The 23,909-nt window shown below is 56.0% G+C and carries 25 protein-coding genes; 4 read left to right on the plus strand and 21 right to left on the minus strand.

Features of this window, described 5'->3' with window-relative positions:
• Positions 1 to 502: AMP-binding protein (locus PV433_RS14815; protein ID WP_332072858.1), on the minus strand; the 502-nt coding region annotated here is incomplete at its 3' end.
• Positions 503 to 735: 233 nt separating this feature from the next.
• Between PV433_RS14815 and PV433_RS14820 the strand changes: the two genes are divergently transcribed.
• Both PV433_RS14820 and PV433_RS14825 read left to right on the plus strand, forming a co-directional pair.
• The gene (locus tag PV433_RS14820) at positions 736 to 1,368 is read left to right on the plus strand and encodes a GNAT family N-acetyltransferase (RefSeq protein WP_332072859.1); all 633 of its coding nucleotides are present in this window, start codon (positions 736 to 738) and stop codon (positions 1,366 to 1,368) included.
• Between the two features lie 16 nt (positions 1,369 to 1,384).
• A complete protein-coding gene (locus tag PV433_RS14825) occupies positions 1,385 to 2,569 on the plus strand; it encodes an acetoin utilization protein AcuC (RefSeq protein WP_332072860.1) in 1,185 nt (394 codons plus the stop codon).
• A 139-nt stretch (positions 2,570 to 2,708) separates the two neighbouring features.
• Here the strand turns inward: PV433_RS14825 and PV433_RS14830 are convergent, their stop codons facing one another.
• From PV433_RS14830 to PV433_RS14850, 5 genes are all read right to left on the minus strand, one after another.
• Positions 2,709 to 3,410 carry a 5'-methylthioadenosine/adenosylhomocysteine nucleosidase gene (locus PV433_RS14830; protein ID WP_332072861.1) on the minus strand — a complete coding sequence of 234 codons (702 nt, stop codon included), beginning with the start codon at positions 3,408 to 3,410 and terminating at the stop codon, positions 2,709 to 2,711.
• A gap of 57 nt (positions 3,411 to 3,467) precedes the next feature.
• Positions 3,468 to 4,472, minus strand: a complete 1,005-nt coding sequence (ccpA, locus tag PV433_RS14835; RefSeq protein WP_332072862.1) for a catabolite control protein A — start codon at positions 4,470 to 4,472, stop codon at positions 3,468 to 3,470.
• A gap of 115 nt (positions 4,473 to 4,587) precedes the next feature.
• Positions 4,588 to 4,935: a bacillithiol system redox-active protein YtxJ gene (gene ytxJ / locus PV433_RS14840; protein WP_332072863.1), complete on the minus strand. Its 348-nt coding sequence runs from the start codon at positions 4,933 to 4,935 to the stop codon at positions 4,588 to 4,590.
• Positions 4,936 to 5,104: 169 nt separating this feature from the next.
• Positions 5,105 to 5,524: a hypothetical protein gene (locus PV433_RS14845; RefSeq protein ID WP_332072864.1), complete on the minus strand. Its 420-nt coding sequence runs from the start codon at positions 5,522 to 5,524 to the stop codon at positions 5,105 to 5,107.
• Positions 5,525 to 5,614: 90 nt separating this feature from the next.
• The gene (locus PV433_RS14850) at positions 5,615 to 6,019 is read right to left on the minus strand and encodes a VanZ family protein (protein WP_190926468.1); all 405 of its coding nucleotides are present in this window, start codon (positions 6,017 to 6,019) and stop codon (positions 5,615 to 5,617) included.
• Positions 6,020 to 6,153: 134 nt separating this feature from the next.
• Here PV433_RS14850 and PV433_RS14855 point away from each other — a divergent pair, with 134 nt between their 5' ends.
• Positions 6,154 to 6,678: a type 1 glutamine amidotransferase domain-containing protein gene (locus PV433_RS14855; protein ID WP_190926466.1), complete on the plus strand. Its 525-nt coding sequence runs from the start codon at positions 6,154 to 6,156 to the stop codon at positions 6,676 to 6,678.
• Between the two features lie 121 nt (positions 6,679 to 6,799).
• On the opposite strand, the gene PV433_RS14860 is transcribed toward PV433_RS14855, so the two are convergent.
• From PV433_RS14860 to PV433_RS14910, 11 genes are all read right to left on the minus strand, one after another.
• On the minus strand, positions 6,800 to 8,152 hold the full coding sequence (locus tag PV433_RS14860) for a neutral/alkaline non-lysosomal ceramidase N-terminal domain-containing protein (RefSeq protein WP_332072865.1): 1,353 nt from the start codon (positions 8,150 to 8,152) through the stop codon (positions 6,800 to 6,802).
• Between the two features lie 257 nt (positions 8,153 to 8,409).
• The gene (ptsP, locus tag PV433_RS14865; protein WP_332072866.1) at positions 8,410 to 10,140 is read right to left on the minus strand and encodes a phosphoenolpyruvate--protein phosphotransferase; all 1,731 of its coding nucleotides are present in this window, start codon (positions 10,138 to 10,140) and stop codon (positions 8,410 to 8,412) included.
• On the minus strand, positions 10,133 to 12,046 hold the full coding sequence (locus PV433_RS14870) for a glucose PTS transporter subunit IIA (RefSeq protein ID WP_332072867.1): 1,914 nt from the start codon (positions 12,044 to 12,046) through the stop codon (positions 10,133 to 10,135). The genes ptsP and PV433_RS14870 overlap by 8 nt, the downstream gene beginning before the upstream one ends.
• A 124-nt stretch (positions 12,047 to 12,170) precedes the next feature.
• Positions 12,171 to 12,986 carry a hypothetical protein gene (locus PV433_RS14875; protein ID WP_332072868.1) on the minus strand — a complete coding sequence of 272 codons (816 nt, stop codon included), beginning with the start codon at positions 12,984 to 12,986 and terminating at the stop codon, positions 12,171 to 12,173.
• A gap of 130 nt (positions 12,987 to 13,116) precedes the next feature.
• The gene (locus tag PV433_RS14880) at positions 13,117 to 13,545 is read right to left on the minus strand and encodes a CoA-binding protein (protein ID WP_332072869.1); all 429 of its coding nucleotides are present in this window, start codon (positions 13,543 to 13,545) and stop codon (positions 13,117 to 13,119) included.
• 28 nt (positions 13,546 to 13,573) lie between these two features.
• Positions 13,574 to 14,389 (minus strand): C39 family peptidase, encoded by an 816-nt coding sequence (locus tag PV433_RS14885; RefSeq protein WP_332072870.1) that lies wholly within the window; start codon positions 14,387 to 14,389, stop codon positions 13,574 to 13,576.
• A gap of 74 nt (positions 14,390 to 14,463) precedes the next feature.
• Positions 14,464 to 15,756 carry a 3-phosphoshikimate 1-carboxyvinyltransferase gene (gene aroA / locus PV433_RS14890; RefSeq protein ID WP_332072871.1) on the minus strand — a complete coding sequence of 431 codons (1,293 nt, stop codon included), beginning with the start codon at positions 15,754 to 15,756 and terminating at the stop codon, positions 14,464 to 14,466.
• A 33-nt stretch (positions 15,757 to 15,789) separates the two neighbouring features.
• Positions 15,790 to 16,155 (minus strand): fluoride efflux transporter CrcB, encoded by a 366-nt coding sequence (gene crcB / locus PV433_RS14895; protein ID WP_332072872.1) that lies wholly within the window; start codon positions 16,153 to 16,155, stop codon positions 15,790 to 15,792.
• Positions 16,155 to 16,547 (minus strand): fluoride efflux transporter FluC, encoded by a 393-nt coding sequence (locus tag PV433_RS14900; RefSeq protein WP_332072873.1) that lies wholly within the window; start codon positions 16,545 to 16,547, stop codon positions 16,155 to 16,157. The genes crcB and PV433_RS14900 overlap by 1 nt, the downstream gene beginning before the upstream one ends.
• Before the next feature lie 69 nt (positions 16,548 to 16,616).
• Positions 16,617 to 17,135, minus strand: coding sequence for a shikimate kinase (locus PV433_RS14905; RefSeq protein WP_332072874.1), 519 nt, complete (start codon positions 17,133 to 17,135; stop codon positions 16,617 to 16,619).
• Positions 17,136 to 17,262: 127 nt separating this feature from the next.
• Positions 17,263 to 18,144: an RNA polymerase sigma-70 factor gene (locus PV433_RS14910; RefSeq protein ID WP_332073074.1), complete on the minus strand. Its 882-nt coding sequence runs from the start codon at positions 18,142 to 18,144 to the stop codon at positions 17,263 to 17,265.
• Positions 18,145 to 18,358: 214 nt separating this feature from the next.
• Between PV433_RS14910 and PV433_RS14915 the strand changes: the two genes are divergently transcribed.
• The gene (locus PV433_RS14915; RefSeq protein ID WP_332072875.1) at positions 18,359 to 18,688 is read left to right on the plus strand and encodes a hypothetical protein; all 330 of its coding nucleotides are present in this window, start codon (positions 18,359 to 18,361) and stop codon (positions 18,686 to 18,688) included.
• Here the strand turns inward: PV433_RS14915 and gndA are convergent.
• From gndA to PV433_RS14935, 4 genes are all read right to left on the minus strand, one after another.
• A complete protein-coding gene (gene gndA / locus PV433_RS14920; RefSeq protein ID WP_332072876.1) occupies positions 18,685 to 20,097 on the minus strand; it encodes an NADP-dependent phosphogluconate dehydrogenase in 1,413 nt (470 codons plus the stop codon). The genes PV433_RS14915 and gndA overlap by 4 nt on opposite strands.
• A gap of 76 nt (positions 20,098 to 20,173) precedes the next feature.
• A complete protein-coding gene (locus tag PV433_RS14925; RefSeq protein ID WP_190926441.1) occupies positions 20,174 to 20,941 on the minus strand; it encodes an SDR family oxidoreductase in 768 nt (255 codons plus the stop codon).
• 119 nt (positions 20,942 to 21,060) lie between these two features.
• A complete protein-coding gene (gene gntK / locus PV433_RS14930; RefSeq protein WP_332072877.1) occupies positions 21,061 to 22,632 on the minus strand; it encodes a gluconokinase in 1,572 nt (523 codons plus the stop codon).
• Positions 22,629 to 23,900 carry a lactate racemase domain-containing protein gene (locus tag PV433_RS14935; RefSeq protein ID WP_332072878.1) on the minus strand — a complete coding sequence of 424 codons (1,272 nt, stop codon included), beginning with the start codon at positions 23,898 to 23,900 and terminating at the stop codon, positions 22,629 to 22,631. The genes gntK and PV433_RS14935 overlap by 4 nt, the downstream gene beginning before the upstream one ends.
• Positions 23,901 to 23,909: the final 9 nt, after the last annotated feature.

Genomic DNA, 23,909 nt, shown 5'->3' on the forward strand with positions numbered 1-23,909 from the left:
GCAGGCTGCTCACCGGCACGCGCCCCAGAAGGGCCGGCGTCGTCACGATCGCGGCAGCTTCCGCGTCCTCCAGCCGGTCTCGGACCGCCTGCTCCATGAACGCTTCGAACAAAGGTCCGGCGATCGCCCCGATCTTGATCGTGCCGAGCAAGGCGTAATAGAGTTCCGGCGTGCGCGGCATAAAGATAAAGACGCGGTCCCCTTTGCCGATACCGAGCTTCCGCAGCACGTTGCCGAATTTGTTCGAATTCGCTTTCATCTGCCCGTAAGTAACAGCTTCATCGCGGGTGGCATCGCTGTAATAAAGCGCTACCTTATCCTGCAGTCCGGCTTCGACATGACGGTCGATCGCCTCGTAGGCCATATTGACTTTACCGGTCGTATACCAGGAGAACTGCTTTTCTACGTCGGCCCAATCGAACGACACACGGGCTTCCTCGTAGTTTTTCAGGTTCCCGTCGGTAGCGATAGCTTTTAAAATTTCCGTCTGCATGTTACCCATAATTCTCCTCCTATAGCGGCTGGCATTTAACCGTTTTCATTAAGTATGCGGACAAAACGTCCATATAGCCTGTCTGAGTTGTGAAGGGAGTGTGTAAGTTTTGTGACGATCTTATTATATCATAGTCGGAATTAATAGCCTATTCCTTTTCAACCGCTCTATAATCTGCTATAAGTAGCATATGGGGAACAATGTCGTGATACAACCGCAGCACGAAAGGAGTGATTTCATACGTGGAGCACCGCAAAATCTATCATTCATTCGAGGTCGACTTCCAGGGCAGAAAGCTTATTGTCGAAGGTCCCGTACCTACCGATCATTTGCGCGGCTTAACCATGCATCCGGATCTGGACGCATTCCGGCGGCCTAACGAGCAGCATGAAGCGCTTGTGGAAATAACCGAGCTGCCCGAAGGCCGAATCATCCTAACCCGCGACGGACAGACGGTCGTAGGTTACGTAACCTTTCACTACCCGGATGAGATGGAGCGCTGGTCCGAAGGCAATATGATCGACCTGGTCGAGCTTGGTGCGATCGAGGTCGCGGACGACTATCGTTCGATCGGTCTCGGCAAAAAAATGATCAAGCTCGCCTTTATGGAAGATCAGCTGGAAAATATGATCGTATTCACGACTGAATATTACTGGCACTGGGATTTGAAAGGCAGCTTATCGAACGTCTGGGACTACCGCAATATGATGGAAAAGCTGATGAAATCGGTGGACATGGTCTGGTTCGCGACTGACGATCCGGAAATATGCTCTCACCCGGCTAACTGCCTCATGGTGCGTATCGGCAAAGAAGTTCCGCTATCCTCAGTGGAAAAATTCGATACGATTCGGTTTCGTCAACGGTTCATGTATTGACAATCGGAGGAAAAGTATGAAAAGCTCAAACGCGGTGTACGTTTATCATCAAGACGAAACGAAGTACCGCTTTAACGATACCCATCCGTTCGATCAGGAACGTCTGCTGCTCACCCGGGATTTGCTGGACGAGCTCGGAGCCCTCGATCCTTCGGACATCGTGACGCCGCGCATCGCCGAGGAAGACGAGCTGCTGTTCACACATACGCCGGAATACATCGAAGCCGTCAAACAGTTAAGCTGTCCGCATCCGGCCGAGCAGGCAATCCAAGAAGCGGACCGTTTCGGCCTGAGTACCGAAGATACGCCCTATTTCGAAAATATGCACGACGTTACCCGGCAAATCGTCGGCGGCTCCATCGAAGCGGCCGACGCGGTCATGTCGGGACGGACGGCGCACGCCCTTCATTTGGGCGGCGGGCTTCACCATGCTATGCCGAATAAAGGCGCCGGTTTTTGCGTGTATAACGACGCCTCGATCGCAATCGCTTACATCCGCCAAAAGTATAATGCCAGAGTGCTGTATGTAGATACGGACGTTCATCACGGCGACGGGGTGCAGTGGTCGTTTTACCACGACCCGAATGTGTGCACGCTTTCGTTTCACGAGACCGGCAAATATTTGTTTCCGGGCACCGGAGCCGCTAATGAACGCGGCGAAGGCGAAGGCTACGGGATGAGCATTAACATTCCGGTGGAGCCCTATACGGAGGACGACTCCTGGCTGGAAGGATTCAACGAGGCGATGGACCGGGTCGTCCGTTCGTTCAAACCGGATCTGATCGTCAGCCAGCACGGCTGCGACGCCCACGCCCTGGACCCTCTCGCCCACGTTCATTGCAGCATGCGCATCTTCGCCGAGATGCCGCAGACGATCCACCGGCTAGCGCATCAATACTGCGGCGGACGCTGGGTCGCCCTGGGCGGCGGCGGGTACGACATCTGGCGCATCGTGCCGCGCGCATGGAGCCTTCTGTGGCTTGTCATGACCGATCATCCGCTGCTGGACGAGCTGACCCGAAAACCGGATACTCCGCTGCCGGAAGCATGGGTAAAACGATGGGCGGACAAAAGTCCGCTCGAACTGCCGGATACGTGGCTTGATCCGGTCCATACGTGGACGCCGATTCCCCGCCGCAAGGAGATTACCGAGAATAACCGGCGCACCCGGGAGATCGCTTTGATGTATGTGCCGGAATGAACACAAACCCATATTGGATACGTTGGCAGACAGACCGCAGCAATCGCCTCATTGCGGCCGCCGCCACGCGCAACCGTCTTCGCAAACCGGCAAAAAGCTCAGTTCCTTAGCGGAACTGAGCTTTTTTAGGCTGTAGCGTTTATAAAGAGCTGACCATCCGCTCCACGATCGAGTAGGAACGATCGGCCGCCTTGACGGTAAACTCTGCAAAATTGACATGAGCCGAGCCGTCGGCCTTGTCCGACATCGAGCGAATAACGACATACGGAATTCCGTTCATCGCGCATACTTGCGCAACCGCCGAACCTTCCATCTCCGTACACGTTCCGCCTAACTGCTCGTGAAGCAGCTTGACCGTGCCCCGGTCCGCGATAAACTGGTCGCCCGACAACACCCGGCCGCAGACGATCCTGCCGCTCTCCTGGCGCTCTCCGGCTTGTACGGCCAGCTTAACAAGAGCCTGATCCGCCGGGAAAACCGATGTGTCCGCGAACGGGATCGTTCCTCTCGGGAAGCCGAGCGCGGACGCGTCCATATCGTGCTGCATGCAATCGCTCGAGATGACGATATCGCCGATATCCAGCGCCGGGTCCAAAGCTCCTGCAACGCCGGTAAAAATGATCGCGTCGACGCCGAATTGATCGATCAGCAGCTGCGTACATACGGCCGCATTCACTTTGCCTACGCCCGACCGGCAAAGCACAACGCTTTTCCCGCAAAACACGCCTTCCATAAAGCGGATTCCCGCCTTTTCGGTCACCTTCTCGTTCGTCAGACGTTCTTTGATCCGTTCAATCTCTTCGGCCATCGCGCCGATCAATCCGATCTTATTCCATGTCACGAGTTGCCGCCCCTCCCGGTTCCTTTAGTTAAGTACAATAAAAAGAAAAGGGGCTCATTATACATGAGCCACCGATTTGCGCTGAATAATTTCGTGCGAAAGCAGCACTTTGGACATTTCTACATTTTCTTTGTTCATCAGCTTGGTCAGAAGACGCATCGATACCGCTCCGATGTCGTACATCGGTTGTGCAACGGTAGTGAGCAATGGACGCACCATCGACGCCATACGGATGTTGTCTACGCTGATAACCGATATATCTTCCGGAACGCGCAGCCCTTCGTCCTGGATCGCATGGATGGCACCAATCGCCATCTCATCGGTCGCTGCGAAGATGGCTGTTGGCCGGTCGGACAGATGGAGGAAATATTTCATCACATCGTAACCCGATTCGTACCGGTAGTTGCCGATGCGAACCAGATCCTCGGATACGCTCAAACCGGCTTGCTCCAAAGCTTTTTTGTACCCTTGGTACCGGGAATAGCCGTTGGCCGGGTCCTGCAGCGTTCCGCTGATCATCCCGATCTTGCTGTGTCCTTGTCCGATCAGCAGCTTGACTGCGTCAAAAGCGGCCGCCTCGTGATCGATATCGACCGAAGGGAACTGGTCCTTATCGTCTCTTGTTCCGCACAACACGATCGGAACGGTCGAAGTCCGGAATGCCTGGACATGTTCCTCGGTGACTGTACCGCCCATGAACAGAAGTCCGTCCACCTGCTTCTCCAGCAGGGTGTTAATGACCCGGATCTCCTTTTCTTTCCTCTTGTCGGCGTTACACAGAATGATATTGTAATGGTACATATTCGCAATATCTTCGATGCCGCGAGCCACTTCGGAAAAAATCGAATTCGAAATATCCGGAATGACGACGCCGACGGTCGTCGTTTTTTTGCTCGCCAGTCCTCTTGCTACCGCGTTGGGGCGATAGCCGAGTCTTTCAATCGCTTCAAATACTTTTTTACGCGTTTGCGGTTTTACGTTCGGATTGTTGTTGACGACACGCGATACGGTCGCCATCGATACGCCTGCTTCGCGGGCTACGTCATAAATCGTTACGGTCACTAGTATCTACTCCAGTTATTCAGTGTGAAAAACGAAAGGAAACGTTTTCTCGTCATTTGCATACATCATACGACAAAACGTCTGACTTCGCAATGAAAACACGGTTACATTTCAGTTACAGGCTATTATTCAGCGCTTCGCGCAGAGCCGATTCGGTAATTCTCCCATGGGACGTATGCCATACCGCCTTACGCCCTTTTACAAGCAGCACTTGCGGAGATTCGTGCTTCACGTTAATCGTCTCGGCGATCCGGTTCGATACGTCGCGCGATTCGACAACCAGCACCAGCGCATATTCGCAGTCCGGATTCGGCTCCTTGCCTAGAAAAGACTGCCACTGCTCATAAGCTTCGCTGCTAATCGGACAACGCGTGCTGTGCTTGAATACGAGCACCGGAGTCTCTGAGCTGGACTCGAGCAAGTTCAGCCATTGCCTCTCCGATTCCAGTTCGATGATGTCCATCTATTCCACCCTCTCGCATCCGAATCGTGCCTACTTATTAAATACTACCAAAAACAAGGCAAAAAAGCCAACTTGCGTTGGCTCAGCGTCTATTATCGCGGGAATGATGCCGCTGACGGGCGTCCGCCCTCAATAGCGGGAGCGCGCTGCCCCTCTCATCCCCATACGTTCAGGAGAGACGATATGTAGTCGTCAAATGGCTCGTAATCTGCTTCAGCCGGTGGCGTACGTCTTCCACCCAGGCGTCGTCGCCGAGCGACTTGGCAAGCAGAAGCGTATCCAGCAGCTCGTTGACGCGTTCTTGGATAATGGATTCTACGGTATACATCTGATTGTCCTTATGAGTCACCTTGTGCATCAGGCCGGCCAGCTCAGACATCTCGTCGAATAAAACCGTCGCGACTTCCGGCTTCGAGCCTAATGTACGGATGTAACCGGTCAGCTCCTGCTTGATCGGAGGGAACAGTTCCGATCGCTGGCAATCGTCGCACGAATAAATCGGCACGTTTTCGATTTCCACTTTGTTTTGAAATATGACGGTGCGCAAACGAATACTCATCGTCTCGCCGCAGCTGCATTGCTTTTGCACGAACAAAAGCACTCCTTCCGGTATATGCGATACAACTTTTATTCGCTTTTCCCGGCAAAACTCCTTCCCGCAGCCGTATAGTATTTTTTGCTAGCGGCGGATCAGCTTGCGCAGCAGGCGGTCTACAGGAGGCAGCGATACGACTGCCATGGCGATAGCGGCTCCGATCGTATCGTTGCGCAGATCCATCAGGTCAGGAGTCCGGTCTTCGACGAACCGCTGGTGAAATTCGTCCGTCACGCCGTACAGCAGACAGAGGACGACGACCAGAGCTTTCCCGCCCCAGCCGGCCCAGCGCGGAAACATCGCTCCGTAGTAAGTAAGCGCAAGCACGAAGTAAGCGATAAAATGTCCCCAGTCAAAGCTGGCCATCCAAGGAAACCAGTTCTGAAAAAAAGGCAGCAGCGTTCCGAGATCGTCCCCCGTCTGATGCGACATATAAAAAATGAGGGCCATCCACACCACGGCCGGGAGCCATCGGATTATCCGGTTCAAACGTGTCTCTCCTATCTCATCATATAACTCTACCGGCGCTGGCAAATCTCGCAGACAGAGCTTCTCTCATTATGACGGATCGTTTCAAAAATGCAATCCTTTTATGGTACAATGTCGCAAGGAGGGATGTTGAGATGAGATTAGACGGTAAGCAGGTCATCTGCTTGGTTGACGAGGAATTCGAAGATCTGGAGCTTTGGTACCCGATCTACCGGGCTCGCGAAGAGGGCGCGGTCGTCGTGCTGGCCGGTCCGGAGAAAGGGAAAACGTATTACGGCAAATACGGAGTGCCCGCGGTGAGTGACATCTCCTTCGACGAGATGGACGCTATCGCCTGCGACGGCCTGCTTGTGCCTGGCGGCTGGGCTCCGGACAAGCTGCGCCGTTATCCGAAGGTGCTGCAGCTCGTCCGGCAGATGGATGAAGCCGGCAAGCCGATCGGGCAAATCTGCCATGCGGGCTGGGTGCTCATCTCGGCCAAAATATTGCAGGGCCGCAAAGTGACCTCGACTCCGGGCATTCGCGACGATATGGAAAACGCGGGTGCGGAATGGATCGACGAAGCGGTCGTCGTGGACAACAACATCGTGTCCTCGCGCCGTCCGCCCGACTTGCCGCCTTATGCGAAAGCGTTCTGCGACGTACTGGCGAAAGGGTAGAGGAAAGAGGCTCCCCGTATACGTCAGATCGCGTATACCGGTGCGCTCGCGTGCAGCGAACAGCCCCCAGACCGACAACCGGCAACCGTTGTCAGTCGGGGGCTTTATTTGTCGTCTCGGTTCAGCCGCGGGCGGCCAACTCCATATCCAGCTTCACCAGCTGGCCGACGATAATATCTTCGATCTCTGGTACGAACGGGCCTCGCATGTCGAAGAAGAAATTGCAATCCGATTCGTACCCGCCCTCTCCGATCATTTTCCGCGTCGGGATATAGCAGTATACCCCGTTCGTATAACCCAGCGCCAGCGTCGTATCGCCTGCGAACAGCTTCTTGATCAGCAGCGAATATTCGGTCGACACTTCGCCCTCCATCGATACGATTCGATGACGATCGTCCAGCTTCCAGACCGAGATATAGTGCGGGATCCGGTCCTTGATCGTCCCGTCCTTGATCGCTTGTATCGTGCGGATGGCCGCATTCCGGTAAAAGGAGTTGTAGTCCGGATTGCTTGCAATCGGCTCATAAAAAGCGGCCGGGGTCTGCTCCGTATACAGCAGCGGATCGGCCAGCGCCGTACGGAACGAGCAATGAACCGTCTCGAAAGGCCCCTGTTCCATAATCCGGATCACATCCTGGGCTAAGTCCGTGCCGGCCTCCTCCATCTCAGCGATCGTCATGCTTTTGAATCGGGCGCCGTCCGCACCTTTTCGCGGCTTCAGCTCTCCCGCGCAGCCTTGCAAAAACAAAACGGCGGCTCCCGGATACGTTTCCTCCAGCACGCGGGACGTCCGGCCGGCGAAGTCGTTGGACAGCAGCATGTTGTCGGAGCCCATCGAAGTCGTATGACAGCCGTAATTGTACAAAATGCCCTTCACCGCGCCCGCCGCATCCGTCAGCTTCATCACCAGCAGCTCCTTGTCGATCGGCCCGTCCACATACGGGCTCCACGAGACGCCGCCCTTCCCGTCCGGCTTGCGCCGGCTGACCGCAAAATCGGAGAAGCCCCGCCCGATGCTGAGCTCTCCCGGGACGAGATGGTTCCGGCAATACTCCGTCATCCGCAGGATCGTATCCCGCATGAAGCGGAACAAAGCCTCGTCCTCCGTGTAGTCAAGCTCCTCGTCGTTGTCGGTCCAGCCTTCCTGGGCGATGCTGTACGCGCCCCGGCGGTGTTCCGTATCCAGTCCGGTCAAAAAGACCGAGTGATGCGTATGCGAGAAATTGATCAGCACCTCGTCATGCTCCAGGCCGAACTTCTCCTTTAACGCCTCCTTAACGCCAAGCACAAAGCTCCGGTCTGCGCCCAAAGCGTCGATCGTCAGCAGGAGCAGCGTCTTGTTCGCCTCCAGCATCGCGGCCTTCACGTAGAGCTGGTCGAGCACGCCTTCGCTTTTACTCGTTCTGGCCCCGAATCCGTGCATAAAGACCGGCCGATCCGGTGTCATAACCTCGCTCACGCAGCAAAACTTCATCGTTATCGCACTCCTCATATACGGAATAAGTCCCCGATCGTTGGCAGTCTTCACAGGTAGGACGGCGACCTCATCTTCATACTAGCACGAATGGATAAAGAGGTAAATAACTTGTAAATAACTTGCATCAATTTGTTTACACTTTTATGCCCATTAGCACAAAAACACCTCCCCGGGCACCAGGGAGGTGTTCTGATTTCTGACACGATCTGCATCACGTTAACTGTGCCGGACTGCCGCGGACGGAATGCGGCCCTCTATACCGCGGCGGGCGGTTCGCCGTCCTCCGCCTTCGTCGCGTGAATAAGCGACTTCATCTCCGTACAGGTCCGGCAGGCGAGCAATTTGTCCAGCAGCTCCGCGCCTTCCTTCTCCGAACTGTCGATCAATCTCCGCTTCACATCCAGTACCGAGTGGGAGGACATGCTCAAATCGTAAACGCCCAAACCGAGCCACATCGGCAGCGCATCCGCGTCGCCGGCCAGTTCACCGCATACGCTGACCGAAATGCCGTTGCGGCGCGCCGCTTCGACCGTCGCCTTCAGCATCCGCAGCACAGCCGGGTGGTAAGGCTCATACAAATGGGAGATCCTTTCGTTCATCCGGTCGACCGCTAGGACATATTGAACGAGATCGTTCGTGCCGATGCTGAAAAATTGAACTTCCTGCGCAAGCAAATCAGCGATCGCGACCGCCGCAGGCACTTCGATCATAATCCCGATCTCGATGTTCGCGTTATAAGGCTGCCCGGCCCTCTGCAGCTCCTGCATGGCAAGCTCCAGCACCTCGCGCGCGCGGCGCACTTCCTCGATCGAGGAAATCATCGGGAACAATATTTTCACATTGCCGAACGAACTCGCCCGCAAGATCGCCTTCAGCTGGGTCTTGAACAAGTCCCGCCGGTCGATGGAGATGCGGATGCCCCGGTAGCCGAGCACCGGATTGTCTTCTTCCGGCAGCGATATGTAGTCCAGCAGCTTGTCGCCGCCGATATCGAGCGTCCGGATCACGAGCGGTTGGCCGTCCAGCTTCTGCGCGGCCGCCTTATACACTTCGAACTGCTCATCCTCTTTGGGCCACGTGTGCCGGTCCATATACAACATCTCGGTCCGGAACAAACCTACGCCCTTCACCCCGTGCTTTAATGCCTGCTCCAGCTCGGCCAGCGACGTAATGTTCGCGTACAGGTTCACCTCTCTGCCGTCCCGCGTCTCGGAAGGGACGTTAACGACGGCACGCAGCCGTTCCCGCTCCTGATCGAGCTGGAGGCGGCGCTGCATATACGCTTCGACTACCGATTGTTCCGGGTTGACGTGAACTTCTCCGGTCTCCCCGTCGAGAATAAGCAAGTCGCCGGTCTGGGCTCCGCCTTCGACGTTGAATATGAACGGGATGCCCATAGCGCGCGCCATAATGGCCGTATGCGACGTCTTGCCGCCCGAAGCGGTTACGATGCCGAGCAGCTGGTTCGGGTCCAGATGCGCCAGTTGGGAAGGCGTCAGCTCGCGGGCTACGATAATAAACGGCTGATCGACCGGCGGTTTCGTTTCCTCGAACGAACCGAGCAGATGCTTGAGCAGCCTCGTTCCCACATCTTTGATATCGAGCGCCCGCTCCTTCATATATTCGTCGTCGAGAAGGTCGAACATGTTGACGAACTTATCTACGACTTCCTTTACCGCCACTTCCGCCGCCTTGTACTGACGCTGGATAATCCCCGCAACTTCATTCATGAACACCGGATCTTCCAGAATCGCCAGGTGAGCGTCAAAAATATTCGATTCCTCGACCCCAAGCACTTCTGCGATGTCGGTCTTAATCTGCTGAAGCTCCGACTTCGAAATTCGGACGCCCTCGTACAGTCTTTCGAACTCGAAAGCCATGTCGTTGACGTCGATCGGCTGCTCCGTCAGCTCCCATTCCCAATCCGGCAGGACAAACGCCTTGCCGATGGCGATGCCGACGGCCCCCCCGCTGCCTTTAACCATTCGATGCGTCACCTCCAGAAAGCTTGGCGTCTTGCGGGTCGCCGGCGTCCTTCATCACGACAGACATGACCGACGCCTGACCTTTTTTGACGTGTTTGAACGGGGCGAACGCCCACGATTTTACGATGTTCGGATTCGTGATGACCATGGGCGTAGCAAGCGATTTGGCATGTTTTTTAAGCTTTTGCACATCAAACCGGATCAGCAATTGACCGACCGTCACGTCGTCCCCTTCTTTCACTACCGCCTGGAATAACTTGCCCTGCAAGTGGGACGTATCGATGCCGATATGAAGCAGCACCTCGAGCCCCTCCTCGGTCCTCAACCCGATGGCATGCATCGTCGGGTAAATGTGCACCACCTTGCCCGTAACGGGCGAGAGCAGCTCCCCGCGTTCCGGGTAAAACGCCACCCCGTTGCCTACAAGCTTCTGGGCGAATATCGCGTCCGGCACTTCCTCGATCGGAATCATATTGCCCTGCACCGGCGCATGGAAATGCACTTGCCGGATCTCCTTATGCAGCACCTTCACGATCTCTTCGCGGATCAGCTCGGAGAATGTGCCGAATACGACCTGCACGTTGCCTCCCCCGAGGTGGATCACTCCGGCCGCCCCCAGATGCTTCAAAGCGTTAATATCCAGCAGCTTGTCGTTGCCGAGCGTCAGACGGAGACGGGTAATGCACGCTTCGATCTCGATGACGTTATTTTTGCCGCCGAGCGCCTGCAGGATAAGCGGCGCCCTGTAGCGCACATCCCCGGCCCATTCCTCGAGGGAGGAGCCTTCCTCCCGCCCAGGTGTAGGGAGTTGGAACTTCCGGATCGCCCAGCGGAACAGGAAGTAATAAATGCCGGCGAACAGCAGCCCGATCGGGATCAACAGCAGCCCGTTCGTAGCCAGATGCTCATTGATGACGAAATCGATCGCTCCGGCAGAGAACGAGAAGCCGTGATGAATATCCAGCTCGTATGCCAGCCACATCGCCGCTCCGGACAACAAGGCGTGCACGACGAACAAATACGGCGCCACAAATAAAAAAGCGAACTCGATCGGCTCCGTCACGCCGGTCAAAAACGAAGTGAGCGCGGCCGTCAAAAACGTCGCCTTCACTTTGGGCTTCAAGTCTTCCCGGGCTTCGTGAATGATGGCGAATGCAACCGCAGGAAGCGCGAACATCATAATCGGGTACAGCCCTGCCATAAAAATGCCCGCTTCCGGATCTCCGGCAAAAAAACGGGGCAAATCCCCGTACACGACATGACCGTCGTCCCGCATATACGGCCCGATCTGGAACCAGACGACGTTATTCAAAATATGGTGAAGCCCCGACGGAACGAGCAGCCGGTATGCGACTCCGTAGACGAACGTCCCAGCCGCCCCGTGCGTCAATATCCATTCGCCCAGGCGGTCCAGAATCAGCTTGACGGTCGGCCCCAGCTGAATGACGACAGCGGAGAATACGATCGAAGCGAAGCTCATAAACAGCGGAACAAATCTGGGACCGCCAAAAAACTGTATGTATTCGGGCAGCTTAATCGATTTGAACCGGTGATACGACAAGGCGGCTAGCAAGCCGATCATCACCCCGCCGGCAACCCCCAGCTCAAAAAACGTCCCCATGTAATATTTGGTTAACGCGAAAAAAATAAAATAGCCTAGCAATGCGGCGATTCCCGCAATACCGGCATTTTGCGTAAGCCCGAGCGCTACTCCGATGGAGAAGAGGAAAGGCAAATACGCAAAGATCGAATTTCCGGTGAAGCTGAGCAATTCTCCGAATCTTTCGATTCCGATCCATTCCCAAGGCAAATTGCCGAGGAACAGCAAAATCGCCGCCGCAGGCAGCGCTATCATCGGAATCATGAGCGAACGCCCGAATTGCTGCAAATTGCCCATCCAGTTCAAGCCCTGTCCCCCCTTCTGTACCATCGTAAAGCTTCGACCCCGTTTTGTCAAAAGCAATCGACCGGCGTAATTCCATGGACAAACAAAGAAGCGGACCTGCCGGTCCGCTTGACTTCATCTCGAATTAAAATCGGAAAGAGCTCGTGCCGCCAATGCTCGAATACGAAGAGGCGGGCTGATTCGAGTCCGAACGCAGGTAGGCGTCATGTCCCGGCTGATTGCCACGGTAACCGGCCGTATGGAACGACTGCGTGGAAGCGAACGATTGATTCTGGTTCTGAATTTGGTTTAGCTGCTGGTTCTGCATTTGATTTTGGAAATGGAATTGATTTTGCGGCTGATACGTGTTTTGTTGCTGCTGGTAGCTGCTTTGCTGCGGCTGGAATTGGCTTTGAGCCATTCCGAAGGATGCATAGCCGGTCTGTGCCTGACTCGGATGCTGCGAATCCGAACGCAGGTAGCTGTCATGCCCCGGCTGGTTGCCGCGATAGCCGGCCGTGTGGAACGAGCTCGTACTTTGAAAAGCTGCACCTGCCGCTTGTCCCGAGCCGCTTTGTCCCATCCCGAACGCCTGGTTCGATTGGCTCATCGTTCCGCTGCCATAACCGGACCCGATCCCGATCGCTCCGCTCTGCGACGGGGTGCGGGAATCCGAGCGCAAATAGCTGTCGTGGCCCGGCTGGTTGCCGCGGTAGTTCGCCGTATGGAACGAGCTCGTACTCTGGAAGCCGCCTGCTGAAGATTGCATGCCTCCGGCTGCCGCCGATTGAGTCTGGCCGCTCCCGTACTGGGATGCACGCTGCCCATACTGGGATTGAACCATTCCGATCGGCTGGAACGGCTTCTGGTTCTGGCTTCCGCGGTACTGGGACGTAGACGACTGGTTACCCATACTGCCTGCGGACGAACCATACAACGAGCTCGATTGTTGTTTATACACGGACGGGAATCCTCCTCGGAAAATAGAAAGTCTTCAGTAACCGAATGTCGCGTATGGAACTGGGCGGCATCCTTTCGCTGAAGCCTTTACTAGTTTCTTCGGTTTGCGTTTTTTTATAGATGGAAGTCGTTTACTTCTTAGGAAGCAGTATCGAATCCTCGACTTTGATGCAGCGGTCCATAATCACTTCGATGCCCGCTCCGGCGGCAAGAGCCGCAGCCTCGTCGTTCGCGATGCCGAGCTGAAGCCAGAATACCGCAGGCTTATGCTTCATCGAAAGCGCATCCTTCGCTACGGAAACCGTATCTTCGCTGCGGCGGAACACATTCACGATATCGACCGGTTCCTCAATATCGGTCAGCGAAGCATAACTTTTCTCGCCAAGCACAGTATCGGCGTTCGGATTAACCGGAATGATCCGGTAGCCTTTCGCCTGCATCGCCTGTGACACCATATACGAAGTACGGTCCGGCTTGTCCGACAAGCCGACGACGGCGATCGTTTTCGTCTGCTGCAGCAATTCCTTGATCCGGTCGCGCGAAGGATTTTCAAATGCCATCTCTAATTCCCTCCAATTCAGCTTGAAACTAATCGTTCGTATAAGACAATGCTTGCTTGCCTAATGCATTCCATGTTCCCAAAAACTGCTCTTTGTTCAGCTTCAACGACTTTTTGCCACTGTAAGGATCGTTGACGTATACGTTCTCTTCGTCATAACCGACGAGCAGGACGGCATGCTCCATAAACGTCGTCTTGATCGGTCCGATCGGCGTGTCCCATTCCACCCATTTCTGGGTTTCTTGAAAATTGATCGTCGTCCATATAACGACCGGCAGCCCTTCCGCGATCTGACGCTCGATGGCATCGAACTCCATTCCGGTCATATCGATCGCTGTCGGCACGTACTCCTTCAGGGTGGGAAGCAGCGCTCCGTGATAAATCCCGAACCCGCGCGATTTGCCGGTAGCATCGCCGACATACCCGGTGTTCGGGTTGCCCCAATAAGCGATAGCTCCTTTCTCCCAGCGAATCGGAGTCGGATCTTTAATCATCTCGCGGTACAGCTCCATCTTATCTTTGTCGACGCCATAGTAGTTGAGCAGCATCGTGAGGCTGACGATCTCGCAGCCGGCGGGCAGCTCGGGGAGCTGCCTGACGAGCGGAGCGTCCAGCATGGCGGAAGCGGGCTTCGGCTTTACCGGCTCGGGCTTCGCTTCGCTAACAGGAGGGGCCGGGGCGGCGCCCTCCGCCAATACCGCCGCGATCGGCTGCGCTTCCGTGAAAAAATCTTTTCCGGTCATTTTCGCATAAAGCAGCACGCTGAAAACACCGCTTGAAAACAGCAGCCCCACGATGAGAAATGTCGTGAACAAAACTTTGACCATATTCATGATGATCATCATTCGCTACCATCTCATTCGCTTCGTTGTAGGTGATTCGTTAGTTGGAACAGTGAGCCGGCCGCAGCGGGCCCGACTCAGTCGATCAATTGGACGTCGGCGCCGATCGATTTCAGATGCTCGAAGTAATGCGGATACGATTTGGCTACATGGTGAGCGTCCTTAATCGTCAAGCCGCCTTTGGAACGAAGTCCGACGACAGTAAGCGCCATAATGACCCGATGGTCGTAATGGGCGTCGATCTCGACTCCGCCTTCCACGCCTTCCGGCTTGCCGTGGACGATGATCTCGCTTTGGCGCTCCTCGATGTCCGCTCCGGCTTTGCGAAGCTCGTTCAAGTAATCGGTAATGCGGTCGCATTCTTTGTAGCGCAAATTTTCTACATTATAGAAACGCGACGTTCCTTTCGCAAATACGGCTGCCGCTACCATCGCAAGCACCGCGTCGGTAAAATGGTCCCCGTCGAATTCGACCGCCTGCAAGCTGCCGTCGCCTTTAATGTGAACGACGCCTCTCTCGTGTGTAAGCGGTACGTTCATCGCCCGCAGCACGTCGACCACCGCGCGCTCTCCCTGCTTGCTCTCTTCTTCAAGACGAAGTACGCGGACATCGGACTGCGTAACCGCAGCAGCAGCAAGAATCGCCGCCGAGCCGGGATAATCGCCCTGCACGACATATTCCTTCGCTTCATAGCGTTGCCTTCCGGGTATGCGATAATGCATCATATCGTCGCTCGCCTCGATCCGGATACCGGCTTGCCGGATCACCTCAAGCGTCTGGCCGACGACGACCTTTGATTTCAGATCGTGAAGCACTTCAATTTCGCTGTCCTCATCAAGCAGCGGCGTCATGAACAGCAGAGAGCTCAAAAATTGCGAGCTGACGTTGCCCGATACTTGAATCCGTCCGCCCTTCGGCTGGCCTCCGCGGATCGTGATCGGCAGCTTGCCGTTGTTGTGCTCGATACGAACGTTCATCTGCTCCAAAGCGGTGATCAGGTCGTCGTGCGGACGTTTGCCAAGCGAATCGGGATAGGTATTCACGAACGTAAGCTCCGGGCAAAACGCCGCGACCGACATGAGGAATCGCAGCACCGCACCCGCATTGCCGACATTCAGCTCGGAAACCTGCTTCGGATGGCGGCCGAAGCCGCGGATCGTCATCGTATCGCCTTCTTCGATCAGTTCCGCTCCGAGATCGCGAATACAGCGGCGCATCGCATCGCTGTCCTCGCTGTGCGCCGGATAACGGATCGTGCTTGTCCCTTCCGCCAGCGCCGCTACGAGCATATACCGGGTCGTGTAGTTTTTGGAGGAAAGGGCGTTGATTTCCCCGTTTAATACCGGGGTAGGTTTTACTATGGCTTTCATCTTACTGTCATCTCTCCCTCTGCGATGTGGGCGTCAGATCGCTCGACCGACGCAATAGCCGATATACGATAATCCAATTCCGAGTACGTAACTTGCCGTTATGTATCCGATAAGCGCGCGGTAGCGCGACTTCCTGGCTAGTCCCACGAGTTCCAACTGCAGCGTGGAAAAAGTGGTCAGCGCCCCCATAAATCCGGTTCCGGCAAGCAGCAGCAGATCAGGCTTGCCCCAGTCTCCGCCGATGAGCAGTCCGAGCAGAAAGCAGCCGGTCAAGTTTACTGTCAGTGTACCATACGGGACGCTGCTTTGGAATCGTTCCCCCATCTTTTTGGATATGTAATAGCGGGCTATGGCCCCGCAAAATCCGCCAGCCGCAACCAGAGCGACGTTCCCCCACATTAGACCGCTTCGCCTCCGCTCTTCCTTGCTTCCGCAAGACGGCCGCCCGCCCAGGCGAGCAGCAGCCCGCCCCACAGGCTGGTCATGACGTAAACCGCCGCCATCCACCCGTGTCCGCTGTCCAGAAAGTGAACCGTCTCTGCTCCGAATGTGGAAAACGTCGTATACGAGCCGACGAAGCCGGTCGTCACCGCCATACGTGTCCGTTCGGACCAGCCCAGCCGCAGCGCGCCTCCGCCGGACAGCCAGCCGAGCGCGAAGCTGCCTGAGAAGTTGCACAGCAGCGTAGCCAGCGGGAACAGAGGATAGACATACGGATCGACAGCCAGGCTGACCCCGTAACGCGCCAGTGCGCCAAGCACTCCGGCAAGTCCGATGAACAGAACCGTCATAACACCGTCTCCCTCGATCGTATCTTCCCTGACTGGAAAAAGAATCGCTTCCCGGGCCGCAAACCGCGATTAAACGAGTAACTTCCGGACATGCCCGACGATTTCGTCCGCGATGCTCTCCGGCGTTCTCCCGGTCGTATCGATACGCAGATGGGCGAAGTCGTAAGCTGTCTTGCGCTTTTCCAGAAGCTCCGGCACCGAGGCCGCAGCATTCCCCTTCAATAAAGGACGGTTCGGGTCGTTCTGCACGCGTTCCAGGATCGTCTCCACGCTGGCGGTAAGCGCGACCACGAGCCCGTTGCCGAGCATAATGGCGCGGTTCTGTTCGGCTAATACGGCGCCTCCGCCGGTCGCCACGACTTGTCCCTCGCGGCCTTCCAGTTCCCGGATGAGCGCATTGGTTTCCGCCTGGCGAAAATACGGCTCTCCTTGACCGGCAAATAATTGCGGGATGGTGGCGCGCTCCGCCGTTTCGATCGACGTATCCAGATCGACCTTGCTCCAGCCGAGCCGTTCCGCGATCAAGGACGCCACGGTCGATTTGCCCGTCCCCATAAACCCAACCAGCACTACGTTCCGGGCGTTCATATCCCGCTCCCCCTTCTTGTCATTTCCTATCCTATCATAACGGGTAAACCCCGGAAAGGGAAGACTCCCGGCCGTTCCGTCCCCCGCACCCTTACAGGCAAAACGGCCCCCGGCTTGGAACGCCGCTTCACTGTTTTATAGCGTTTCCGATAAACCGGGCGGTTTTATCCGGGTTCGCTACGATATAGATCGACTCGATCCGGCCCTCCCGTATATGGAATGTGACGATCCATACGGCATGCTGCCGGTGCTGAACGAACCCCGGCGCGCCGTTGACCATCCGCCATTCGCCGCGGAATTCGACGGCGTATTTTTGACGCAACCCTTCGAAAAAACGCCAGATCCGGTCCGGACCGAGAAGCGGATTCACCGCGGCGCGCACCTTGCCTCCGCCGTCGCTGAGCAATACCGCATCAGGTGCGAGCAGCTCCAGCATCCGGGCCACGTTGCCCGTGCTCATCGCTTCGACGAAACTTGTGACCAGTTCCTGCCGGGCGCTCGGATCGCTCTTCGTTTCGATTTCGGGATTTTCGCCGATCTTGTTCTTCGCACGCCGGAAAATCTGCCGGGAATTCGCCGACGATTTGCCGACGATATCGGCTATTTCCTCATACTCGTACCGGTACACTTCGCGGAGCAAAAAGACGGCACGTTCCGTCGCGGACAACTGCTCGAGCATAAGCAAGTACGCGGTCGATATCGATTCCTTCAGCATATACATATCGTAAGGATCTTCCGGCCGGGCGCTCGTATCGATCGGCTCCGGAAGCCACGGGCCGACGTACGTCTCCCTTTTGGCTGCCGCCGATTTTAACCGGTCCAGACACCGGTTCGTCGCCATCTTGCATAAATACGATTTGATATTCGTCACCTGCGACACATCGAGCCGCGCCACCGCCAGAAACGTATCCTGGACGATATCCTCGGCATCCGCAGCGCTGCCCAGCATCCGATACGCCAGCGAGAACAACAAAGGCTTGTAGGAGGTGTACCATTGTTCCGTTTCAATCCGCAAAATCGCCAGCTCCCTTTTATGGATCACCATTCACCCAGTTTTTTCCCATCTATACAAGACGAGCGAAAGCGGCCGGATGTGACACGGAAAACTGATCTTTCTTTAGAAAACCGCACCGCAACGCAAAAGATTTGTGAATAATTCCCAAGGAGAATAGTAATGATTATTAATACACTTTTTTTCATTTCAAAGGAGCTGAACGGTATCGATGCAATCGGCTGCGTTTCCTAGGCCGCCCGGCAACCGGCTGGAGCAAATTTTAAGTCCAAGCCATTCGTTATGCAAGGAAGATGTCATCTGGGTGCTCGAATATGTGAAAAAAAAGGTGGCCGAGCAAGATCCCCGGTTATTGGATCTCCCCCAGCCACGCTTGCTGAAAAACTTTCAAAACTATGCCGATGCCGCCACGATGCTTCTCCAGCGAAGACCGAGCTGCGTCAATGAAGCCGAACGGCTGCGGGCTTCGCTGATGGAAGCGACCTACGGGCTGTGGCAGGCGCCGGAACCGGCACCCGGCAAAGCTTCAAATTCCGATTAATTCATCCACTGGAAGTGGAACGAACCTTCCTTGTCCACTCTTTGGTACGTGTGCGCTCCAAAGTAATCCCGCTGCGCCTGCAGCAAGTTGGCCGGAAGCCGCTCGGAACGGTAGCTGTCGTAATAAGCCAGCGCGGACGCGAAGCAAGGCGCCGGAATTCCCCGCGATACGGCAACGGAAACGACTTGTCTCCACGCATCCTGGTAAGACTCCACGACATCTTTGAAATACGGGTCGAGAAGCAGGTTTTTGAGGCCCGGCTCAGCGTCATACGCTTCCTTGATGTTTTGCAGGAAGCGGGCGCGGATAATGCAGCCGCCGCGGAATATCATGGCGATATTGCCATAGTTCAAATTCCAGCCGTACTCGTCGGAGGCTGCGCGCATTTGAGCGAAACCTTGCGCGTACGAGCAAATTTTGCTGGCGTACAACGCTTTGCGAACCGCTTCGATGAAGGCGCCCTTCTCGGGAGCAGCCGGCAGCTGCTGAGGTCCTTTGAGCAGTTTGCTTGCTTGTACGCGCTCGTCTTTAATCGCCGACAGCATCCGTGCGAATACCGATTCGGTAATGATCGAGAGCGGAACGCCGAGGTCGAGGGCGCTTTGGCTTGTCCATTTGCCCGTCCCTTTTTGTCCGGCTTTGTCCAAAATAACGTCGACCATCGGTTTGCCCGTATCCGGGTCCGTCTTGGTGAAAATATCGGCGGTAATCTCGATCAGGTAGCTGTCCAGCTCGCCTTTGTTCCATTCCGAGAAAATTTCGTGAAGCTCCTGCGTGCTCAGTCCAAGCACGTCCCGAAGCAGCTGGTACGCTTCGCAGATCAGCTGCATGTCGCCGTACTCGATGCCGTTATGAACCATCTTGACGTAATGGCCGGCTCCGTCCGGTCCGATATACGTGCAGCAAGGATCGCCGTTCACTTTGGCGGAAATCGCGGTCAGAATCGGCTCCACGAGCCGGTATGCATCTTCCTGGCCGCCCGGCATAATGGCCGGTCCCTTCAGAGCGCCTTCTTCGCCGCCCGATACCCCTGTACCGATAAACCGGATGCCTTGAGCTTCGAGATCTTTGTTGCGGCGCTGCGTGTCCGGGAAATAAGCATTGCCGCCGTCGATCAAAATATCGCCTTCCTCAAGCAGTGGAACCAGCTGGGAGATCGTATCGTCCGTCGGTTTTCCCGCCATCACCATCAGCAAAATTTTGCGTGGGCGCTCCAGCGATTGGACAAACTCTTCCACGGAATAGGTCGGAACTAGATTTTTGCCTTTCGCTTCGTTGCTGATCAGATCGTCCGTCTTCTCACGGGAACGATTATAGACAGATACCGTAAAGCCGCGGCTTTCGATATTAAGCGCCAAGTTTTTGCCCATTACGGCCAAACCGACGACTCCGATTTGTTGTTTTGACATCGTTAATCACCCTTATCCGAAAGTATGTATGAAGCCCGCTTTCGATGCGGCACTTCATTATTCTATCCCATTTTCATCAAATTGTCATAGCCCCAAATCCGCCGTCGACCCGCAGCAGCGATCCCGTAACGAATCCGGACGCTTTTTCGGAGGCCAAATATACGGCGGCGCCTTGCAATTCGTGCGCTTCGCCGAACCGGTTCATCGGCGTATGGGTCATGATCGAGGCGATCCGTTCCGGCGACAAAATTTTGCGGTTTTGCTCGGCCGGGAAGAAACCCGGAATGATGGCGTTGACGCGGACGCGGCTCGGAGCGAATTCGCGCGCCAAGTTTTTGGTCAGGTTGTTGACGGCCGCTTTGGACGCCGAATAGGTGAATACGCGGGACAGCGGAGGCTCCGAGGAGACGGACGAGATGTTGATGATGCTGCCGCCTTCTCCGCTCTCCACCATATGTTTGCCGAATACTTGGCACGCCAGCATAACGCCTTTCAGGTTAACGTCCATGATAGAGTCCCATTCTTCTTCGGTAATCTCAAAAAACGGAGTGGCGCTGTTTTTGCCCGGACAGTTCATAAGCACGTCCACCCGACCCGTCCATGCCAGCACCTCGGCCAGTACGCCGCGAAGCTGCTCCGCATCGGTCGTATCGGCGCTGAAGCTTTTCGCTTTGGCACCGGTTTCTTGAACCTGCGCTACCACCTGCTCGCATTTCTCCAAATTCCGGCCGACGATCGCCACATCCGCTCCGTGACCTCCGAGCGCAATCGCCATAGAACCGCCAAGCGTGCTGTTTCCGCCGATAATGACTGCTGTTTTCCCCGTTAAATCGAATAAATTCATCCCGTTTCCCTCCCGATATGTAGATCCAATTGGTTTATAGAGGATGTCCAACAAGCCCGCTCCTCAATTTCCTCGCTTCATCCCGTCTTCTCGGTGCAGAAAACCCGACGAACTCGCGCTTAGGAGCGCAACTCGCCGCCCACATGCCTTTTCTGAAAAGCGGCGATCGCGTCGAACGACCCTTTCAACTGCTGGTAAACGTCGGCGTATAGTGACGTCAGCTCGCGGTAAACCGCATGGTTGACCGCATTCGGCTCGTGGCGGATACTGGAGCGCACCCAGCCGTGAATTGACGAGAAATCGCGAATTTCCCCGAGCGCGAGCAGTCCGAGCTGGGCAGCCCCGAGACCGGAGCTTTCGATCGAGTCGGGAACCGTCACCGGCGTATCGAGGACGTCCGCCATCATCTGTCTCCAAAAAGCGGAACGGGCGAAACCGCCGGAAGCGCGAATTTCTTGGGTCGGTCCCCCGACTTCCTCGAGCGCCATGGCGACCGAATGAATCCGGTAGACGACTCCTTCCAGCACGGATCGGATCATATGCTTCTTCTCATGGAAGAGCGACAGTCCGAAAAAGACGCCGCGCGCGTTGGCGTTCCAATAAGGGGCCCGCTCCCCGGCGAGCAGCGGCAGGAAAATAAGCCCGTCCGACCCGGGGGCGACCTGTTCGGCGATCGAAGTCAAATAATCGTACGGGTCCATCCCCCGGCGGCGGCCTTCTTCCGCTTCAAGCGTAGCGAGCTGGTCGCGCACCCAGCGGAACATGATGCCGCCGTTATTAATCGCGCCGCCTACGACCCAGAAGTCTTCTTTCAGCGCGTAACAGAACAGACGGCCCTGCGGATCGGTAAGCGGCTCGTTGACCGTGCCGCGCACGGCTCCGCTTGTCCCGATCGTAACCGCGTATACGCCCGGCTCGAAGGCGCCTACGCCGAGATTGGCGAGAACGCCGTCGGAAGCGCCGACCACGAAAGGCGTATCGGCGGGAAGTCCCATCTCCGCCGCGTAGGCCGAAGACAAGCCCGTCTCGATATGCGTCGTCGATACCGGCTCGGACAGCTGGTCCCGCGACACGCCGGCGACACGCAGCGCCTCCTCGTCCCATTCGAGCTGGCGCAGATTGAACAATCCGGTGCAACTGGCCAGCGAATAGTCGATCACGAATTTGCCGAACAGTTTGGCAAAGACGAATTCTTTGATCCCGATAAACTTATAAGTCCGGTCGACCAGCTCCGGCTCGTAACGGTTCATCCACATCAACTTCAGCAGCGGCGACATCGGATGAATCGGCGTCCCCGTATTCCGGTAGATGCCCATGCCGTTCATTTCGTTTTTGAGCGGCGCTACGAGATCGGCGCTGCGGTTATCCGCCCACGTAATACAGCGCGTAAGCGGTTGAAGCTCGCGGTCGACCGCGATCAGGCTGTGCATCGCCGAGCTGAACGAGACGCACAGGACGTCGGAGCCGGATATGGCGGCCTTGGCGATCACCTCGCGGATGCCGCGGACAACGGCTGCGAAAATCTCAAGCGGATCTTGCTCCGCCCGGTCCGGCGTCGGCGTATACAGCGGATATTCGATCGAATGGCCGGCAATCACCCGGCCGTCCCGGTCGATGACGAGCGTTTTGGTGCTCGTCGTGCCGATATCGGCGGCTACGACATATCGTTTGGAGCTGCGGTTAACGGTCATTTCGGCAAATACCCCTCATCGTCGAACTGCAAATCGTAAGGCTCCGTCAATATTTCGATATCCGGATGTTTTCTCGCTTCCTCGAGCAGGTTGACGGATATTTCAATCTCCCCGAGATGGAGCGTATCGCGAATCCGGACCATCTTGCATGTCGTGTAGTCGAGAATATTGCATGTTTTGACGGCCGCTTTGATCGCGTACAAATCGCTTTCGAACGTCGTCGCCTGCTTCGTCGGCGCACATACCGTCGAGGTTAACCCATTGGCGTAGGTGGCCGGCCAATCCGTTTTGTCCACCAGCCGCTGGGTCGTAAAGTCCGCCGTTCCGACCCCGTTGGCGTTGCCCTTGGTCTCCGGCGTCAGATCGAGCACGACCATCTTCGATACGTCAGGCCCGCCATGGGCGTAAGGGGTCGGGTACCGGCCCGTAATGTTCGGGTCCATCCCGTCGCCGCTAATGTTTTTGCCGATATAGTCGATCACGAGCACATCGATCTGGTCGAACAAGATTTTCGGCAGACGCGATTTCGCTTCCTCGAGCAGTTGCTCCTCGCGGTGTTCGATATCCGCGGCCGGTAGCACCTCGACGCGGCAAGTTTCGTCGTAAGCATTCTCCACAAGCGCTACGCCGAACAAGATCGGCAGCTTGTCGAGCATAATCTTCGCCATCGCAGGTACGTTTTCCGCCATATATTTAAACCCGAGCTGATGACACGCCTCGGCGCCCTTCTGCTTGCCGAGACCGATGGCGATCATCTTCATAATGCCGCTTTCGATCCGTCCGCGGAAGGCGGTATGCGGCTTCACCCGGTTAATGACGACGATCGCATCGGCTTCGTAGGCGTATTTATCGATATACACCGGCAAGCCGTTCGACAGCTCGTCGATCTTGACCACTTCCATCGAGGACAAGATGGGAGCGCCGGTCGATTCCTCGGTAACGCCGAGATGATGCAGCACCTCGATCTGGCCTTGGGCGGTGGCGCCGCCGTGACTGCCCATGCAAGGCACGATGAACGGCAAGCCGCCGGCTTCCTTGATCGCATCGATCGTAATCCGCGTAAATTCGGCGATATGCGCCACGCCCCGGCTGCCTACGGCAACGGCGACCCGCTGTCCGGGCTTGATCGTCTCGATCGCTCCCGGCTTCTTCAATTCTCCGCGCAGAGCCCCTTCAATATCGTCGACCTTAGTTGCATCAAACTTCTGACGAATCCGTACCATCTGGGGTATCGGAATATCGTCCAGCAATGTCCGTAAAATGCTCATCCCTGCTGC

Origin of the sequence: Paenibacillus sp. GYB004, assembly GCF_036577605.1 — a bacterium.
Classification (GTDB): Bacteria; Bacillota; Bacilli; order Paenibacillales; family NBRC-103111; genus Paenibacillus_AB; species Paenibacillus_AB oceani.

Excerpts from the sequence above, each read along its gene's own strand:
- PV433_RS14825 (WP_332072860.1), top strand. The coding sequence starts at position 1,385 with ATGAAAAGCTCAAACGCGGTGTACGTTTATCATCAAGACGAAACGAAG.
- ytxJ (WP_332072863.1), bottom strand. The coding sequence starts at position 4,935 with ATGGACATCATCGAACTGGAATCGGAGAGGCAATGGCTGAACTTGCTC.
- PV433_RS14855 (WP_190926466.1), top strand. The coding sequence starts at position 6,154 with ATGAGATTAGACGGTAAGCAGGTCATCTGCTTGGTTGACGAGGAATTC.
- PV433_RS14860 (WP_332072865.1), bottom strand. The coding sequence starts at position 8,152 with ATGAAGTTTTGCTGCGTGAGCGAGGTTATGACACCGGATCGGCCGGTC.
- ptsP (WP_332072866.1), bottom strand. The coding sequence starts at position 10,140 with ATGGTTAAAGGCAGCGGGGGGGCCGTCGGCATCGCCATCGGCAAGGCG.
- PV433_RS14880 (WP_332072869.1), bottom strand. The coding sequence starts at position 13,545 with ATGGCATTTGAAAATCCTTCGCGCGACCGGATCAAGGAATTGCTGCAG.
- PV433_RS14885 (WP_332072870.1), bottom strand. The coding sequence starts at position 14,389 with ATGATGATCATCATGAATATGGTCAAAGTTTTGTTCACGACATTTCTC.
- aroA (WP_332072871.1), bottom strand. The coding sequence starts at position 15,756 with ATGAAAGCCATAGTAAAACCTACCCCGGTATTAAACGGGGAAATCAAC.
- crcB (WP_332072872.1), bottom strand. The coding sequence starts at position 16,155 with ATGTGGGGGAACGTCGCTCTGGTTGCGGCTGGCGGATTTTGCGGGGCC.
- PV433_RS14900 (WP_332072873.1), bottom strand. The coding sequence starts at position 16,547 with ATGACGGTTCTGTTCATCGGACTTGCCGGAGTGCTTGGCGCACTGGCG.
- PV433_RS14905 (WP_332072874.1), bottom strand. The coding sequence starts at position 17,135 with ATGAACGCCCGGAACGTAGTGCTGGTTGGGTTTATGGGGACGGGCAAA.
- PV433_RS14915 (WP_332072875.1), top strand. The coding sequence starts at position 18,359 with ATGCAATCGGCTGCGTTTCCTAGGCCGCCCGGCAACCGGCTGGAGCAA.
- gndA (WP_332072876.1), bottom strand. The coding sequence starts at position 20,097 with ATGTCAAAACAACAAATCGGAGTCGTCGGTTTGGCCGTAATGGGCAAA.
- PV433_RS14925 (WP_190926441.1), bottom strand. The coding sequence starts at position 20,941 with ATGAATTTATTCGATTTAACGGGGAAAACAGCAGTCATTATCGGCGGA.
- gntK (WP_332072877.1), bottom strand. The coding sequence starts at position 22,632 with ATGACCGTTAACCGCAGCTCCAAACGATATGTCGTAGCCGCCGATATC.
- PV433_RS14935 (WP_332072878.1), bottom strand. The coding sequence starts at position 23,900 with ATGAGCATTTTACGGACATTGCTGGACGATATTCCGATACCCCAGATG.